This is a genomic window from Aureisphaera galaxeae (assembly GCF_028561275.1).
Taxonomy (GTDB): domain Bacteria; phylum Bacteroidota; class Bacteroidia; order Flavobacteriales; family Flavobacteriaceae; genus Aureisphaera; species Aureisphaera galaxeae.
Genome location: NZ_JAQQTF010000004.1, coordinates 632,899 through 649,170, shown reverse-complemented (window position 1 = coordinate 649,170; position 16,272 = coordinate 632,899). Strand labels below are relative to the sequence as shown.

14 protein-coding genes are annotated in these 16,272 nt (G+C 41.9%); 8 read left to right on the top strand and 6 right to left on the bottom strand.

What is annotated here, in order from left to right:
- Positions 1-95 precede the first annotated feature (95 nt).
- The 3 genes from POV27_RS08180 (at position 96) to POV27_RS08170 (ending at position 5,642) form a co-directional block, all read left to right on the top strand.
- The gene (locus tag POV27_RS08180; RefSeq protein ID WP_272862263.1) at positions 96-2,261 is read left to right on the top strand and encodes a TonB-dependent receptor plug domain-containing protein; all 2,166 of its coding nucleotides are present in this window, start codon (positions 96-98) and stop codon (positions 2,259-2,261) included.
- Positions 2,262-2,360: 99 nt separating this feature from the next.
- Positions 2,361-3,374, top strand: a complete 1,014-nt coding sequence (locus tag POV27_RS08175) for a carboxypeptidase-like regulatory domain-containing protein (protein ID WP_272862262.1) — start codon at positions 2,361-2,363, stop codon at positions 3,372-3,374.
- 102 nt (positions 3,375-3,476) lie between these two features.
- Positions 3,477-5,642 carry a TonB-dependent receptor plug domain-containing protein gene (locus POV27_RS08170; protein WP_272862261.1) on the top strand — a complete coding sequence of 722 codons (2,166 nt, stop codon included), beginning with the start codon at positions 3,477-3,479 and terminating at the stop codon, positions 5,640-5,642.
- A gap of 4 nt (positions 5,643-5,646) precedes the next feature.
- On the opposite strand, the gene POV27_RS08165 is transcribed toward POV27_RS08170, so the two are convergent.
- Entirely contained in the window at positions 5,647-6,819 is a 1,173-nt protein-coding gene (locus POV27_RS08165; protein ID WP_272862260.1) for a proline dehydrogenase family protein, read from the bottom strand.
- Positions 6,820-6,883: 64 nt separating this feature from the next.
- Between POV27_RS08165 and aroB the strand changes: the two genes are divergently transcribed.
- Both aroB and POV27_RS08155 read left to right on the top strand, forming a co-directional pair.
- Positions 6,884-7,966 (top strand): 3-dehydroquinate synthase, encoded by a 1,083-nt coding sequence (gene aroB / locus POV27_RS08160; RefSeq protein WP_272862259.1) that lies wholly within the window; start codon positions 6,884-6,886, stop codon positions 7,964-7,966.
- A 47-nt stretch (positions 7,967-8,013) separates the two neighbouring features.
- Positions 8,014-8,307, top strand: a complete 294-nt coding sequence (locus POV27_RS08155; RefSeq protein ID WP_272862258.1) for a hypothetical protein — start codon at positions 8,014-8,016, stop codon at positions 8,305-8,307.
- A gap of 4 nt (positions 8,308-8,311) precedes the next feature.
- On the opposite strand, the gene POV27_RS08150 is transcribed toward POV27_RS08155, so the two are convergent.
- The 3 genes from POV27_RS08150 to POV27_RS08140 form a co-directional block, all read right to left on the bottom strand.
- Positions 8,312-8,815, bottom strand: coding sequence for a DinB family protein (locus POV27_RS08150; RefSeq protein WP_272862257.1), 504 nt, complete (start codon positions 8,813-8,815; stop codon positions 8,312-8,314).
- A gap of 79 nt (positions 8,816-8,894) precedes the next feature.
- On the bottom strand, positions 8,895-9,377 hold the full coding sequence (locus POV27_RS08145) for an Lrp/AsnC family transcriptional regulator (RefSeq protein WP_272862256.1): 483 nt from the start codon (positions 9,375-9,377) through the stop codon (positions 8,895-8,897).
- Between the two features lie 38 nt (positions 9,378-9,415).
- Positions 9,416-10,573, bottom strand: a complete 1,158-nt coding sequence (locus POV27_RS08140; RefSeq protein WP_272862255.1) for a M14 family metallopeptidase — start codon at positions 10,571-10,573, stop codon at positions 9,416-9,418.
- Between the two features lie 293 nt (positions 10,574-10,866).
- On the opposite strand from POV27_RS08140, the gene POV27_RS08135 reads away from it, so the two are divergent.
- The 3 genes from POV27_RS08135 to POV27_RS08125 are packed head-to-tail and all read left to right on the top strand — an operon-like array spanning position 10,867 to position 13,118.
- Entirely contained in the window at positions 10,867-11,307 is a 441-nt protein-coding gene (locus POV27_RS08135; RefSeq protein WP_272862254.1) for a helix-turn-helix domain-containing protein, read from the top strand.
- A 34-nt stretch (positions 11,308-11,341) separates the two neighbouring features.
- The gene (locus POV27_RS08130) at positions 11,342-11,716 is read left to right on the top strand and encodes a DNA topoisomerase IV (protein WP_272862253.1); all 375 of its coding nucleotides are present in this window, start codon (positions 11,342-11,344) and stop codon (positions 11,714-11,716) included.
- Positions 11,717-11,729: 13 nt separating this feature from the next.
- Positions 11,730-13,118 (top strand): pyridoxal phosphate-dependent decarboxylase family protein, encoded by a 1,389-nt coding sequence (locus tag POV27_RS08125; protein ID WP_272862252.1) that lies wholly within the window; start codon positions 11,730-11,732, stop codon positions 13,116-13,118.
- Positions 13,119-13,121: 3 nt separating this feature from the next.
- Here the strand turns inward: POV27_RS08125 and mscL are convergent, their stop codons facing one another.
- Both mscL and POV27_RS08115 read right to left on the bottom strand, forming a co-directional pair.
- Positions 13,122-13,550 carry a large-conductance mechanosensitive channel protein MscL gene (gene mscL / locus POV27_RS08120; RefSeq protein ID WP_272862251.1) on the bottom strand — a complete coding sequence of 143 codons (429 nt, stop codon included), beginning with the start codon at positions 13,548-13,550 and terminating at the stop codon, positions 13,122-13,124.
- A 43-nt stretch (positions 13,551-13,593) separates the two neighbouring features.
- Positions 13,594-16,233, bottom strand: a complete 2,640-nt coding sequence (locus POV27_RS08115) for a DNA gyrase/topoisomerase IV subunit A (protein ID WP_419179944.1) — start codon at positions 16,231-16,233, stop codon at positions 13,594-13,596.
- Positions 16,234-16,272 lie beyond the last annotated feature (39 nt).

Genomic DNA, 16,272 nt, shown 5'->3' with positions numbered 1-16,272 from the left:
AAAGGACCCATTTTTTTGTGTTTCATCGGAACCTTAACACTTTATCAACAGGCTTTCTTCCAAGTCTTTAGTATTTTTAGTAAAAATACGCTGCCATGTTACAAAAACTCCTAACGGGCCTATTATTGGTAGGCACACTTTCGATTTTCGCACAAGAAAAGGTGACGATAGCATGGGATGTATCCTATTCCATGCAGGACAGATCTACAGATAAAGAATTTGAATTCTTAGACAAATACTTCAACAAATACCCTGAAGTTACGGCTCGGGTCATCCTATTCAATGGAATTAGTGCTACCACAAGGGACTTTCAGATAGCTGAAGGAAATTGGGGAGCCGCCAAGCAAATACTCGAAAAAGCAACTTACGACGGCGCTTCTGGTTACCATACGCTCACCGATGCTTTTGAGGATGGTACGACTTTCTTATTTACGGATGGTATTGAGAATATTGAAAAAGACACGCCTACCCTAGGGAAAATGCTGTATGTCGTGAACAGTAAGTACGAACACGACATTAAAAACCTTAAGTTTTTGGCATTATCCAATAAGGGGCGTTTTATTAATATGGCTCCTTCGGAATGGGCCATAAATAAGTCGATTCCCGCTATGCTCTATACGGGTAATGTATATGGAGACGATGTCGTTCCCGAAACAGTTTCCATTGCCATTAAGGGAACGAAGAACAAAATTGTCCCTTCTAGTGATGGTTCCTTCAAGCTAAAGGCCAAGCCTGGAGATATTCTAGTGGTAGAAGCTCCCGGACTTCCTCCTGTAGAAGAAGCCATGACCGAAAACAGTAATCTAAATGTTTGGATTCGGAATGAAGGGGTAGAATTGGAACAGGTCTTCATCCAAAACGACCAAAGGGAAGAAGGCTCGCAAATGGAAGCCTTTGGATTTGACCGTTTGGAAAAACGAAAAATAGGATTTGCGGTGACTTCCCTGAAGCGGGAAGAGCTAAACCAAGCGGTGACCAACATATCCGATGCTGTCGAAGGCCGATTTACAGGAGTTCAGAAACGTAGAAATCAGGACTTGAGTGAAGCTGTAATTCGTGGACAGAACACTATCTCAAACAACAACTTTGCAATGATCCTTATCGATGGTGTTCCCATTGCACGATCTAATTCGAGCAGAAACCCTATGAGCCAACGCAGGGAGCTTTCCGATTTTATCGATCCCAACAATGTGGCCGATGTAACTATCTTAAAGGGATATGCTGCGACCAATCAATACGGCTCTGAAGGGTCTAATGGTGTCATTCTTATTAAGACCAAGGCCATGGCCGCTATGGAAGAAGCCAGGGACAGACGGGAAGAAGAAAAAGAACAGAAGAGGACCAATCAATACCAAAGCACCATAAAACCGCCTCCCACCTATTCGCAATCGTATCTCGCTTCCCTGAAGCGACAACCCAATACCAATGCGGCAAGGGAGACCTATTTTAATCAGCGCGAGAAACAAATCACCAACCCCAATTATTTCATCGACTTATTCGACTTTTTTGCCACCCAAAATCAGGGACTGGCCAAAACCATAGGCTCTAATATATTAGAGATACATGCCAACGATTTTGCTGCGTTGCGTTCCCTCTTATTCAAGGCCAAGGAGAAAAAGTACTATGATATGGAGTTGGATGTAGCCAAAGCGATGCTCAATTCTCATCCTAACAGGATACAAGCTTATATGGACTTGGCCAAAGCGCAGGAAAACAATGGAAACTATCAAGCGGCCCTGGACCTTTTATTGGCCATTACCAAAGGAACCGCAAATCCCAATGTAGATTTTACTCCGCTTCACAAGACAGCCCATCAGGAAATCAGAAATTTGGTGGCCAGTCATAAGGACAAACTGGAACTGAGTAAAATACAGGTTAAACACCTTAAAAAGGAACCATTGGATGCCCGTATTGTTTTCGATTGGAGCGATTGGGATGCCGATTTTGAACTTACGTTCGTAAATCCGCAACGCGATTTTGTGACTTGGAAACATACTGCCGAGAATCAGGATCGTCTTTTGGACGAACAGATTAAAGGATATCTGCTGGAGGAATTCGAAATAGCCGGTGGAGAAAAAGGGCTTTGGCAAGTGAACGTAAAATACTTGGGTAATCGGACCGAAGGAAATGACAAACCTGTATTCCTTCGTTGCTTGGTACAATACGGTTTCGGTACCTCCAACGAACGTACTGAGGAATATGTCCTTAGATTATTCGAAAAAGGAAGTGAACAATTGGCCGTGCGTTTGGATGTACCTTAAGGATAGAATGCTGTCTTCATTCTTAAACCTCTGGCACTTCCCGAAGTATCATTGTGTTTGAATGGGTTTTCGTCTGTACATTTAACAAAAGCCTTTTAGATGTCCTATAAATACTTATGCTTTCTACTATTCCTGTGTGTTTCAAAAATTTCGGCACAGCGAATACAAGGATACGTTTACGATACGAATACCGATACCCCACTCATGGGGGCGAGTGTTTATCTCAATGGAACCACCGTTGGTACCCTGAGTGATGAAAATGGCAAATTTGTTATCGATACGGATCAGATTATAAATGCGTCCTTGGCTATTAGCTATGTGGGATATACTACAGAGACCATCCGTAATCCTTATCGAACAGAACCCCATGTGGTCGTCCTACAACAGAAAACGGATGACCTCAATGAAATTGTCATTCGTTCCGACTCTTGGACTTGGGATAAAAAGTTCCATGAATTCAAAAAACAATTTTTGGGATCCAATCGCGCAGGGGGTTTTTGTGTGATACTCAATGAAGATGATCTCGACTTGTGGTTTCATGAAGAAAGCAAAACCCTTAAGGCTTCAGCGGACGTTCCGCTACGTATACGCAACAATTTATTAGGGTATGAGATCGAATATCATCTCGATGATTTTCAGGCCGTTTACGAAGGCGCCTCACGCAGTACTCCGTATTGCTCCCAAGTGTATTATAAGGGGTCTAGTTTTTATAAAGACCTTACCTCCAATCCTGTGGCATTGGCCCGTTTCAAAAAGAATCGGCAAGAGGAGTTTAAAGGATCTATGGCTCATTTCTTTAGGTCATTACTTCGAAATAATCTGAAAAAAGAAGGCTTTTACTTGTACTACAATTCAACCCCGATAAATGGATACAAGGTATTTGACATAGAACCTAAAAAAGACCGATATATCGTTACGTTTAAGCGTAATTTCTTGTTGGAATACAAGCGCAAGAATGAGCAAACGATGATCACCAAACTTAATCCGAACATGCCTTTGGCCGTATTTCCGGATGGGAATTACCTGCCGCCGGATAGCCTTTTTCTGGACGGACATCTTTTCTCTGAACGCATTGGCAATAGCCTACCTATAGATTACAAGCCTAATATGTAACGCTTGCGAAAACTCTTCATTTTTAAACCATCGGAACCGTCGTGAAACTTGCACTTACTTTCTTATTGTTCTTTACTACTTTTAATGAAATTCCATATCACTATGATTAAGAAACTTCTATTCAGCCTATTGTTATGTCTTACAGCATCCCTGTATGCTCAAGAAAAAGTAACCATCGCTTGGGATGTCTCGCTTTCAATGCAGGATCGTTCCACAGATAAAGAAATTGGATTTCTGGACAAATACTTCGCAAAGTATCCTCAAGTTACTACCAGGGTCATTCTGTTTAATGGAGTAAGCGCATCCTCCAATGATTTCACGATTTCCGAAGGTAATTGGGATGAGGCAAAAGCGGTATTGAAAAACGCTAAGTATGATGGGCCTACAGGGTACCACACCTTAAAAAAGGCATTTGCCGATGGAACCACATTCCTGTTTACCGATGGTATGGAAAATATTGAAAAGGACACCCCTCCCCTTGGCAAAATGCTATACGTCGTGAACAGTAAATTTGAACACAATCTAAAAGGCCTTCAGTTTTTGGCATTGTCCAACAAAGGACGGCTTATTAACATGGCTCCAGCAGAGAAGCCAGCCCAAAGTGAGGCCGTAACCAAAATGTATACCGGTAATATCTATGGAGAAGATGTTGTTCCCGAAACTGTCTCTATTTCAATAAAAAATTCGGAAACCCGTACCGTGCCCAATAGCGATGGTACCTTTCAATTGGAAGCCAAGCCGGGTGATATCATGGTGGTAGAAGTTCCCGGGATATCTACGGTAGAAGAAGTCATTACGGAGAATACAAAACTCAATGTTTGGATTCGGCATGAAGGAATTCAATTGTCCCAAGTGTTCTTGAAGAACGAGAAAGCTGAGGAAGAAGAGGAACAGGTAAATATTGGATACAGCAAAGTGGACAAAAAATCATTGGGGTATGCTGTGCAAAATGTTTCTTCAGAAGAAATGAATACAGGTTTAGGAACCATGTCGAGTGCTCTCAGCGGAAAGATATCTGGTGTGGGAGATGGATATGCCACTGAGATTAGCGTAGCCAAGATTAGACAGGCAAATTCGGTACTTTGGGCGCAGCACCCATTGATTATGATTGATGGTGCCCCATTACCAAAATCCATTACAAGACCTTCTTCTGGTACCCGAGCCGAACTCACCAATTTTATCGATGTAAATAACATCGCCGATATTACCGTATTGAAGGGGTTTGCCGCTACCAACCAATACGGGTCCGAAGGTGCAGGAGGTGTAATCCTCATTACAACGAAAGGGCGCGCTGCTATGGAGGCAGCTGAAAAAAGGCGAAAAGAAGGGAAAAGCACCCAGAAAAAAACGAACCAATACCAAGGGACAGTGAAAGCACCCCCTAAGTATACACAAACCTATCTAACTGCTTTGCAACAGCAACCCGACACAGAGAGTGCGTATGCTCTGTACGGAAAGCAGAGAACGTCCGAAACCGGCAATACGAATTATTATATAGACGCTTTCGATTTCTTCGCTACCCGAAATCAAAACCTCGCTAAGGCCATTGGGCTCAATATACTTGAAATGCACACGGACGATTTCGCTGCGATGCGTGCCTTATTATTCAAGGCCAAGGAGAAGAAGTTCTACGAAATGGAATTGGACATTGCCAAAGCCATGCTGAGCGAACACCCCAATAGAACCCAAGCGTATTTAGACCTTGCCAAGGCCCAGAAAAATAATGGAAATAACCAAGCGGCATTGGATCTGTTATTGGCGATTACCAAAGGAACGGCGAATCCGAATCTTGACTTCACACCTCTCAATAAAACGGCACATCAGGAAATCCGAAATCTTGTGGCAAGCCATAAGGACAAACTGGAACTGAGCAAAATAGAAGTGTCCCATCTTAAAAAAGAACCGTTGGATGCCCGTATTGTATTCGACTGGAGTGATTGGGGTGCCGATTTCGAACTTACGTTCGTAAACCCTAAAAGGGACTTTGTTACTTGGAAACACACTGCCGAAAATCAGAACCGACTTATGGACGAGCAGATCAAGGGGTATATGCAGGAAGAATTTGAAATTTCTGGTGGCGACAAAGGTGTCTGGTTAGTCAATGTGAAATACCTTGGCAATCGAACCCCGGGAAGTGACAAACCCGTATTTCTGCGATGCAATGTTCAATATGGATTTGGCACGGCAAACGAACGTACCGAAGAATATGTATTGCGACTATTCGAAAAAGGAAGCGAGCAATTAGCGGTCCGAGTAGCTACGCAATAACCGCTTATAGGCCTCTACGCTGTTTTTCACGTTTCAGTAAATCCAATTCCCGACTGGTCTGTCCGGCAACGGAGGTGTTTTCCTCTGCCCTTCTAATAAGATAAGGCATCACGTCCTTAACGGGGCCAAATGGAATGTATTTGGCTACATTGTATCCAGCAGCGGCCAGATTATAACTAATGTGGTCGCTCATGCCATATAACTGTCCGAACCAAACCCTAGCGTCATTTCGCAGTAGGCCTTTGGCATTCATTACCTCCATAGCCAAATACGTACTCTGCTCATTATGGGAACCTAAGAAAAGTGATACATCTGTAAGGTGATCCAGGATGTAGTTTACAACGCTATTAAAATGATCGTCCGTAGCCCGCTTGTCATGGCAGATGGGTGTAGGATACCCTTTTTCCTCTGCCCGGTCATTTTCTTTCTCCATGTACGCCCCACGCACCACCTTAAAACCTAGCTTATATCCTTTCTTCTGAGCGCGTTTGTGAATTTCCTTAAGATAATCCAACCGATCCCAACGATAACATTGTAAGGTATTGAAAACAATGGGCTTTTCTTTGTTGTACTTCTCCATCATTTGTTCGCAAAGATCGTCTGCAGCATCCTGCATCCAAGTCTCTTCTCCATCGATCAACAAAGCGATATTGCATTCGTGCGCTACCTGGCAAATCCTATCATATCGAGCCACAACCCGCTCCCATTCTTGGGTTTCACTTTCGGTTAAAGGTTCCTTCTCTGTAATTTTTCTCCATATTTCAAATCTTCCCAATCCCGTAGGTTTAAATACCGAAAACGGCATAGCATCTTTTTCCTTGGCGAAGTAGGTTAATTCGATCACCTTTTCCATCGTGGCATCAAATTGTGCCTCTTCTTCCTTTCCTTCTACCGAATAATCCAACACCGAATGCACATCGGCCTCCATCAAATTATCCACTACAGGCAGGCAATCGTCTTCACTTACTCCCCCACAAAAATGGTCGAAGACCGTGGAGCGAATCAATCCTTCAACAGGCAAATTGATATTGAGTGCAAATTTGGTGGCCGCCGTCCCTATTTTCACCAAGGGTTCTTTGGAAATCATTTTGAAGAGAAAGTAGGCGCGTTCCAGTTGAGAATCGTTCTTTAGCTTAAAAGCTATTTCAGTATTATCGAAAAGTCGTTTTGTTGTCATCAGAATACAAATATCCTCACAAATATACTTAGATTTGATATCTCAAACAGGCCAAATTTAAAGGATGCAGAAAAAAATCGTAAAGAACAGAGGATCTGTATATTTAGGACAATATGCATGGGAAATGACCCGCCAAACCATCGAAGCTATGAACCCTTCGAAGGTATTTGTGCTTACCGATTCCAACACCGAAAAAGCCTGTTTGCCGCATTTCTTGAATGAAATGGGAGAAATCACCTCCTTTGTGCACCTTTCCATTCCGGCAGGAGAAAAACACAAAAACATTTCCACCTGCACTCAATTATGGGAACAGTTATCGCAATTGGGAGCCGACCGAAAAAGCCTGCTCATTAATGTGGGCGGCGGCGTGGTGACCGACTTAGGTGGTTTCGTAGCCTGTACTTATCAGCGCGGGATAGAATTCATCAATATACCCACTTCCCTATTATCTATGGTAGATGCGGCCGTAGGTGGAAAAAATGGGGTGGATTTGGGAAGCCTCAAAAATCAGGTGGGCATCATTAAAAACCCACACAGTGTTATTATTGATATCGACTTTCTCAGTACCCTTCCGGAAGATGAATTTAGAAGTGGAACGGCAGAGATGATTAAACACGGATTGATCCATTCTGAAGCATACCTAGATCGGGTCATGCAAATGGACAAGAATAACACCGGCCAATTGGAGGATGTTATTTGGGACTCCATCATCATTAAAAACGAAGTCATTACCGAAGATCCTTACGAGCAAGGATTGCGCAAAACACTGAACTATGGCCACACCCTAGGGCATGCCATAGAATCCCATTGCCTTATGTCATCCAACAGACGTACCCTTTTACATGGTGAAGCCATTGCGATTGGGATGATTTTGGAGACTTATATCTCGCACAAACAATTCAATTTTCCGGAAGACCAACTACAAAAGACCGCTCGGTACATTAGCGAATACTACCCTAAAGAGTCATTTTCAAGGGAAGAGATCGACGGGATTATTAAATTGTTAATCTTCGATAAGAAGAACTCGCACGGAAGCATTCAATTTGTACTTTTGAAAGAGATAGGGAATCATAAATTGAATTGCACCGTAGCGAATGACCTTATTCACGAGGCTTTTAATTTTTACGCTGGTTGTTATTCGTATTGATTTCCGTAGTATCTTTAAAGTAAGATTTCAACCATCACACCCCAAAAATGAAACGAGTAATTGTTGATTATAAGAAGTTGACACCCGAAATTCTCTCCTTACTTGTGGAAAAGTATCCGGATGGATACGACGATAAGCATATTATCGTTTTCAAAAATGCCAAAAACGAAACTATCGAAGCTGTAGAGGTAAATACCGAGGACACCATCTACCTCGTGAAAGTAAGCTCCAGCTTGGTAAATTCGATGGCAAATTTTGATCTAGAAGATTATTCTGAATCCAATTACAACGAGCCCATTAGCGAGCTCCCGGAAAAGAATTTGGAAGAAGACGAAGCTTGAACTTCTATAAATACCGTTCCTTTATGATCTTGGCATGATGCTTTTCATGGCCACAGATAATCCTTAGTGCCGCCATTACCGATAATGGTGAGTTACTGGCCTCTCCCCTTCTTGCCAATGTGTTTTCCGAAAAGCTCTTTGCCATGGCAATGGTAGACTGCCTTACCGCTGTATATTCTTCCAACAACTCCTGCATAGATCGTGTTACCGGTCGTGCATTATTGGCAAATTCATCCTGATCGAACCCCTTAATCACCACATTCTCCGCACGGGCAAACTGCAGTGCTCGATAAGCGAAAACCCGTTCGGTGTCAATAATATGAAGTAATACTTCCTTGGGACTCCATTTTCCTTCCTCGTACTGGTATTCATGTTTATCGAAAGGAATGCCTTCAAAAAAGGATGTAGTGGCCGAAAGCCCTTCCTGTAATTGATTGGCTACAGGATTATCTCCCGTTAAGGAGATGTACATTTCATAATAGGTATTGTAGTCGATTCCAGGTGTCATAGGTTAGGATTTTGAAAGACACCAAATATAAAAAACCCCTCGTTGGAGTGCGAGGGGTTTACTATATATTTAACAGTGTTTATTTTATCTCGTGAAAGATAGAATGCATTAAACGTTTTTTGTCATTAATGCTTTCTTCCAAAGAAATCATGGTTTCTGTTCTCGTAACTCCTTCAATGTCATCTACCTGATAAATAATCTCCTTGGCATGACTGGTATCCTTTGCGCGAATTTTACAGAAAATGTTGAATTTCCCAGTGGTCACATGTGCAACGGTTACAAAAGGAATTTCATTGATACGCTCCAGAACAAACTGGGTTTGAGAGGTTTTCTGTAAAAATACTCCCACATATGCAATGAAGGAATATCCTAGCTTCTTGTAGTCTACCGTTAGGGAAGAACCGATGATAATACCAGCCTCTTCCATTTTCTTTACCCGTACATGCACCGTTCCTGCCGATATTTGAAGTTTCTTAGCAATATCCGTAAACGGTGTCCTCGTATTTTCGATCAACATATCTAGAATATGGTGATCGGTTTCATCTAGTTTAAATTTTGCCATAAGTGTCTACGTTGTCTAGGCAAAAATACTTTTTTTAGCTAAAAAACGTCGAAGGAATCTTTGAAAAAAACCTGATTATTTGCGTTTTTATTAACAATCGTTGAAACTTTCTCACCTTCGAAAACGTTTTCGTGAAAATTCAGCAATATTTCGGCTCCTTCCAAATCTAGTTCCTTATGACCCAAATAATTGGATAATTTGCCTACAGAATCGACTACAGGAACCATTGCAATTTTATCCCCTTCCAAATATTCCTCATACTGCAATGCAATATCCTCTTCCCCGTCCGATCCTTCAAAACGAACATTGCGCAGTATAATATCCCTGAAGTTTTTTTCATTTTCGGGTATGGAAGTATATGGAATACGATCTACCTCTCCTTCGGGATACAGTCCAAACAACACCAAATAAGCATAGAAAACATACTTACGTGTTATTTCACGCGCATAATCGCCAGGATAATGACCTGCCTCGAATAAAATAGTTGGCACTGACTTGGATTGAAAGGTGTCTCCTACGCAATTCTCATTAAAAGTATCGTCATAGCGTCCTATATGCCCTGGTAACATATCCGAAAGTACTGTCGCCATACGGGAGATAAGCTCCATAGCCACCCTACGGGACTTAGTAACCGTTCTGTTTTCATTGGCAGCAGGCGATAAGAATGAAACTGTAGCGGTTTTTCCCGAAGATAGACCATATAAGGTACGCTGATCGTGCAAATTAAGGCACAAATCCGGCTGAAAAGCTTCAAAAACATCCCGTAAGACCTTACTTTCTGGTTGAGAAAGCTTCTTGGCATCCCTATTTAAGTCTATTCCATTGGCATTTTCACGTGTATAAGCGGCGGATCCATCTGGATTTAGGATAGGAATCACACAAAAAGTATAGTTGTTTAAGAAGTCTGTAATGGTATTTTGATGATCTTCTTCTTGTGAAATAAAAGCAAAGAAATCGAAAAGTGCCTTCGTAGTGGTCGATTCATTTCCGTGCATTTGTGACCAAGCCAGTACTTTTTCGGGTCCGTTACCAATGGTTATGGAAACAATTTTTTGTCCTTTAACGGAATGTCCAACGGTTTCGATTTTGAATTTTTTGGCATAAAAATCCAAGAGTGGTTCGAGGTGTTTTAACTGAATATAACGCCCCTGTAATAGTGATTCAAAATGTCGTTGATACCAAGTTTCAATTTCCATAGCAAGTATTGTCGTTTACAAAAGTAAACATCTATAAGTTTACAATTGTAATCAAGATTTGGATTCATTTATGTTAATCGTTGTAAACAAAAGGATGTGGAAGTTTACAACAGTACCGTGAAATTTAACAATTTGATTTGATTTTAAAATTAAGTAATTTTATTTCAGGTACTTATGTTATATTATTTAAACTAAATATTCAATAATATGCACTCATGTTTACAAATGTAACTTGTTCTTTCCAACTGCCTTGATTACATTTGTAACAAAGTTTTTCTTTTGCTGAAGTTACAATGGTAAACACCTTAGAATTTTCGAAAAGACTGCAGAAAATCCTTGAGTTTTATGGATTATCTGCCACTGCTTTTTCCGAAAAAATCTCCTTCAACCGCTCCACAATTTCTCATCTCCTATCGGGTAGAAACAAGCCCAGTTTGGAATTTGTCATGAAGGTCTTGGAAGAATTTCCAGAGGTAGAATTGTATTGGTTGTTGAACGGCAAGGGAACCTTCCCTTCCACTTCGAAAGAGGCAATTCCTGAAAAACAAATTCCGAAAGCCGAAGATCTTTTTCATCAACCTCCTCAAGAAAATCCTGAGCAGGAAAATCAAAAACCAGAAATTACTCCGGTGACGTCTTTCGAAGAAAAGAAACCCCCACTCCCGAAAAATGATTCAGAAATTGACCAAATCATAATTTTTTACAAAGACGGAAGTTTTAAGGCATATAGATAGGGACGTTCTTCGTAAATTTGTATAAAATCCCAATATGCGCCCATTTTTTGCGATTTTCTTCCTTTTTTTACTTTCAAGCTGTTTTTCCCCACCCGAACGCAATTGTTCCGATTTTAAAACTGGAACATTTACTTTCGAAGCTTTGATAGGAACGGAAATTGAAACGACTACCTTTGTACGAAACGATTCTATAGAAATTGATTATTTTCGAGGAAAGGCAGATACCTCCTCCATTCGATGGATCAATGACTGTGAGTATATCGTAAAAAAAATAAACCCCAAAAACATGGCAGAAAAGAAAGCCGTCCATATAAGGATACTATCCACCGACAACCAAAGCTATACCTTCGAATATGGCATTGTTGGTGGGACGGGCAAGGAAAAGGGAACTGCCGTTAAAGTTAAATAGTTAGAGAATTGCTATGAAAAAATCCTTGGAACTCTTCCAACAAATCGTTCATAATCTATTAGAAGATGAAACCAAAAATCCCGTAGCCGAATTTGTTCCCTCTGGCGAGCTGTTTGAGCGCATGGATTTGGATTTGGAAGAACACCCAATTTCGGAAGAAGATCTTGCCACCATCCTTCAAGATTTGGTTTTTAAAGCGCCACGCACGGCCACCAATGCTTTTTTCAACCAACTATTTGGTGGGCGCAATGATAAAGCCATTTTGGGAGACCTTCTTTCGGTCATGCTCAACAATAGTATGTATACGTACAAGGCCGCCGGCCCTATGATAGGGGTAGAAAAGGCTGTATTGCGCAAGGTGTGCGATATTATTGGATGGGACGAAAATGCAGGCGGTACCTTCGCTTCCGGTGGATCCATGACCAATTTTATGGGAATGCTCATGGCTAGGGACTCCAAACAAAACGAGGCACGATATGAAGGCGTAAAAAACAATCTTACCGTGTATACCTCTGCCGAATCACACTACAGCACTCCTAAAAATGCAGCTTTTAGTGGTATTGGACGCAATCAGGTACGAAGTATAGCCGTAGATGAAGTAGGGCGCATGGATGTAGACGCATTAGAAGCAGCAATTGTGCAAGATATCAACGAGGGGTATGTTCCCACTTTAGTGAACGCAACAGCCGGAACTACTGTGCTCGGGGCCTTCGATAACGTAGATGCCATTGCAGGTATTTGTCATACATACAATATTTGGTTTCATGTAGACGGAGCCTACTGTGGTTCTGTCATCTTCAGTAAAAAATATACCCATTTGCTGAAAGGCTTGGAAAAAGTGGATTCTTTCAGCCTAAATGCTCACAAAATGATGGGGACACCACTCACCTGCTCTTTGTTAATGGTGAAGGACAAAAAGTATCTATACGACAGTTTCTCAAACGACGCTAGTTATCTATATCAAACAGATCACGACGATTTCAACCTAGGAAAAACCTCTTTACAATGCGGTCGTCGTAATGATGCCCTAAAATTCTGGACACTTTGGAAAAGTGTAGGAACCCAAGGATTGGAAGGAATGGTGAATAAACAGTTCGAATTGGCCGATGTAGCTAGGGATTACGTGAGAAATCATGAAGATTATGAGGATTTTAGTATCGACGATTCCATCTCGGTATGCTTTAACTACAAAGGCATTCCGGCTCGAGATCTGTGTACATTGCTCTATGAACACTCACAATTATTGGTAGGATATGGTTCTTTTGGGGATCGCGAATTCGTGCGATTGGTCACCATTAACGTGAATAACGACAAAGATGTAATCTTGAATTTCTTTGCAACCCTAGAAAGGTTTGTAGAGGAAAATGAGGCATTATTCCTGAAAAATAGAGTGTCGGTATAAACCCTATTCCCCTTTCTTTAACAGGGTGTTTTGCTCTTCCAACAAGCGCTCAATATTGGCGAGCAACTCAATGTTTTTGGGCGTTTCCACGGCTTCATCCTTAGGATCTTCTGCTTTGGATTTAAAGCGGTTCATCACTTTTATCACTACGAAAATCGTAAAGGCAATAATGACAAAATCGATAAAGACTTCGATCAATTCCCCATAGGCTATGGCGACTTCTTCCACGCCTTCGGAAGCTTCGCGAAGCACATATTTTTTATTTCTGAAATTGACCCCATCGGTAAGTAAAGAAAGCGGCGGAAGTGCCACTTTTTTTACGATGACATTTACCACATTATTGAAGGCCGTACCGATAATAATACCGATGGCCATATCGATCATATTGCCCTTTACGGCAAAATTCTTGAACTCGGTAAAGAAATTTTTCATCTATGTAAAGATTTACAGCATCGGCAGGTTACGATGCACCCGTCTAAAACAAGGTAGTCTGTCCTTCGTCATCGTCCAAGTCCGAAGGTGTATTATCTCCTGAAGAAGTCTCGGTTTTGGAATCGGAATTATCAGCTCCATTACCTGTAACAGCCTCTTCTTCCACCACTTCTATTTCCTCTGGTGCTATTGGCTCGGGCTCTTCATAAGGCAAAGGATCCAATTCATTGATTTCCAAAACCTTACTTTTAGTTAACTGATTCCCCATAGCGGTAATTCCCTTCACGGAAATGAACTCCTCTAGGTTCACTTCTAAGTTTTCCTTACGATCCTTTCCTCGCTCCTTAACGAAAACTACCTCAGCCATAGGTCTATGGACTGTAAAAATGCGTTCTAGGTAGGATTTAGGGTGATCGGTAATTACACTTTCATCGCGATCTGGATTGTCAATCAAGAAGCGTTTCACATAGAAAAGCTCTTTTTCTCCTTCCCAATAAATAGCAGAAAGCGGTTTGTTTGGAATCCATTTTTCCAACACGACCATATCGTCATCGAAGTGCATGGTAACTTCTGGAATGGCCGTTTTTATAACTCCATTCTGCTTCACGATAAGCAGTCTGTCCTCACTTTTAAACTCTCCCAACAATTCCCCTCTTCCATCAAGGTTCAATCGTTGTACGGTATCATCGAACCAAATTTTACGGGGTTTTAGCGTGGAAAGACCCTTTTCCTTGAGTTCTATACGCTTCACTGGGTACTTGGTTACGATATTCCCTTTGGAGCCACGTCCTTTCACCATAAGATCGGCAAAATCGAGATCCCATTTCAACTTTTTAATGCTTCCACTCTGGCGAAGTAAAATGGTCACTATTTCTGCCTCTCCATTCGGATTGGCAGTAAAGTACAATACCTTACTTCCCTTGTTTCCTTGGGTAAGATGGTATTCCTTATCACGCGTAACGGCCGTCACATTGAAGCGCTTCACATAGGTCGCACCTCGTGTCCCGTCTTTATAAATCATATTATAGGTGGTGCGCTTGTCCTTTTTCTTAAAGACAGCCACGTGTATGATTCCTTTCCCTACGAAGGTTTTGGAATCTACCTTGGTTACCACCATCCTTCCATCTTGTGTAAAGACAATAATGTCATCGATATCGCTACAATCGGTCACATATTCTTCCCGACGCATACTGGTTCCCACAAAACCTTCTTCCCTATTCACATAGAGTTTGGTATTTCGGATCACCACCTTGGTCTTCTGAATATCGTCGAATACGCGAATTTCACTTTTGCGCTCTTTCCCCTCGGCATAATCCTTCTTCAGTCGTTTGAAGTAATCTATGGAATATTCAATAAGGTGCTCCAAATGATGCTTTACCTGGGCAATGCTGTCCTCTAAGGCATCAATCTTTTGTTGGGCTTTATCGATATCGAATTTAGAGATACGCTTAATTCGAATCTCCGTTAATCGAACGATATCCTCTTCGGTTACCTTGCGCTTTAAATGTTTTACATGGGGTTTCAAGCCTTTGTCGATGGCCGAAATAACGCCTTCCCAGGTCTCTTCTTCCTCAATATCACGATAGATTCTGTTTTCAATGAAAATACGCTCCAAGGAAGCAAAATGCCATTGCTCTTCCAGTTCATTCAGCTGAATTTCCAACTCACTTTTCAGCAATTCTACCGTACGATCGGTAGAACGGCGAAGCATCTCGGAAACACCAATGAACAGAGGTCTGTTGTCTTCAATAACGCACCCTAATGGAGAAATCGATGTCTCACAATTGGTAAAGGCGTATAAGGCATCTATAGTTTTGTCAGGCGAAATCCCACTCGGCAAATGGACGAGGATCTCCACATCTGCAGCGGTGTTATCCTCTATTTTCTTCACCTTGATTTTACCCTTATCGTTTGCTTTTAAGATAGAATCGATCAAGCTGGTCGTAGTAGTTCCAAACGGAATTTCGGTAATGACCAAAGTGGACTTATCCAACTGATTCATACGGGCCCTACTGCGAATCTTTCCACCGCGTATCCCATCATTATAGTTGGTTACATCTACAATACCACCCGTTGGAAAATCGGGCACCAACGTAAAGCGCTTGCCTTGCAAATGCTTTATAGAAGCATCGATCAATTCAATAAAGTTGTGCGGTAATACCTTGGTAGAAAGCCCTACGGCAATACCTTCTGCTCCCTGTGCCAATAGCAATGGAAACATTACAGGCAGGTTAATAGGCTCTTTCTTACGCCCATCATAGGAAGCCTGCCAGTCGGTAATTTTCGGATTGTAGACCACGTCCAGAGCAAACTTGGACAGCCGTGCTTCGATATAACGTGAAGCTGCTGCACGGTCTCCAGTAAGGATATTTCCCCAGTTCCCTTGCGTATCGATGAGCAAGTCCTTTTGCCCAATCTGCACCATAGCATCCGCAATACTAGCGTCTCCGTGCGGATGGTACTGCATGGTATGCCCTACGATGTTTGCTACTTTGTTATAGCGTCCATCGTCCAAGTCCTTCATAGAATGCATAATACGACGCTGTACGGGCTTAAAACCGTCTTCTATGGCAGGAACAGCACGTTCCAGGATTACATAACTGGCGTAGTCTAAAAACCAGTCACGGTACATTCCAGTGACCCGGGTAATGGTTTCTCCAGAATCCCCTTCGTCCATATCCATATCCTCTCCGTTTTGCTCGTGCAAATCTTCAGGGTTTAG

Bases quoted from the DNA above. Each gene is read 5' to 3' on its own strand.
- POV27_RS08180 (WP_272862263.1), top strand. From the start codon at position 96: ATGTTACAAAAACTCCTAACGGGCCTATTATTGGTAGGCACACTTTCG.
- POV27_RS08175 (WP_272862262.1), top strand. From the start codon at position 2,361: ATGTCCTATAAATACTTATGCTTTCTACTATTCCTGTGTGTTTCAAAA.
- POV27_RS08170 (WP_272862261.1), top strand. From the start codon at position 3,477: ATGATTAAGAAACTTCTATTCAGCCTATTGTTATGTCTTACAGCATCC.
- POV27_RS08165 (WP_272862260.1), bottom strand. From the start codon at position 6,819: ATGACAACAAAACGACTTTTCGATAATACTGAAATAGCTTTTAAGCTA.
- aroB (WP_272862259.1), top strand. From the start codon at position 6,884: ATGCAGAAAAAAATCGTAAAGAACAGAGGATCTGTATATTTAGGACAA.
- POV27_RS08155 (WP_272862258.1), top strand. From the start codon at position 8,014: ATGAAACGAGTAATTGTTGATTATAAGAAGTTGACACCCGAAATTCTC.
- POV27_RS08150 (WP_272862257.1), bottom strand. From the start codon at position 8,815: ATGACACCTGGAATCGACTACAATACCTATTATGAAATGTACATCTCC.
- POV27_RS08145 (WP_272862256.1), bottom strand. From the start codon at position 9,377: ATGGCAAAATTTAAACTAGATGAAACCGATCACCATATTCTAGATATG.
- POV27_RS08140 (WP_272862255.1), bottom strand. From the start codon at position 10,573: ATGGAAATTGAAACTTGGTATCAACGACATTTTGAATCACTATTACAG.
- POV27_RS08135 (WP_272862254.1), top strand. From the start codon at position 10,867: ATGGTAAACACCTTAGAATTTTCGAAAAGACTGCAGAAAATCCTTGAG.
- POV27_RS08130 (WP_272862253.1), top strand. From the start codon at position 11,342: ATGCGCCCATTTTTTGCGATTTTCTTCCTTTTTTTACTTTCAAGCTGT.
- POV27_RS08125 (WP_272862252.1), top strand. From the start codon at position 11,730: ATGAAAAAATCCTTGGAACTCTTCCAACAAATCGTTCATAATCTATTA.
- mscL (WP_272862251.1), bottom strand. From the start codon at position 13,550: ATGAAAAATTTCTTTACCGAGTTCAAGAATTTTGCCGTAAAGGGCAAT.
- POV27_RS08115 (WP_419179944.1), bottom strand. From the start codon at position 16,233: ATGGATATGGACGAAGGGGATTCTGGAGAAACCATTACCCGGGTCACT.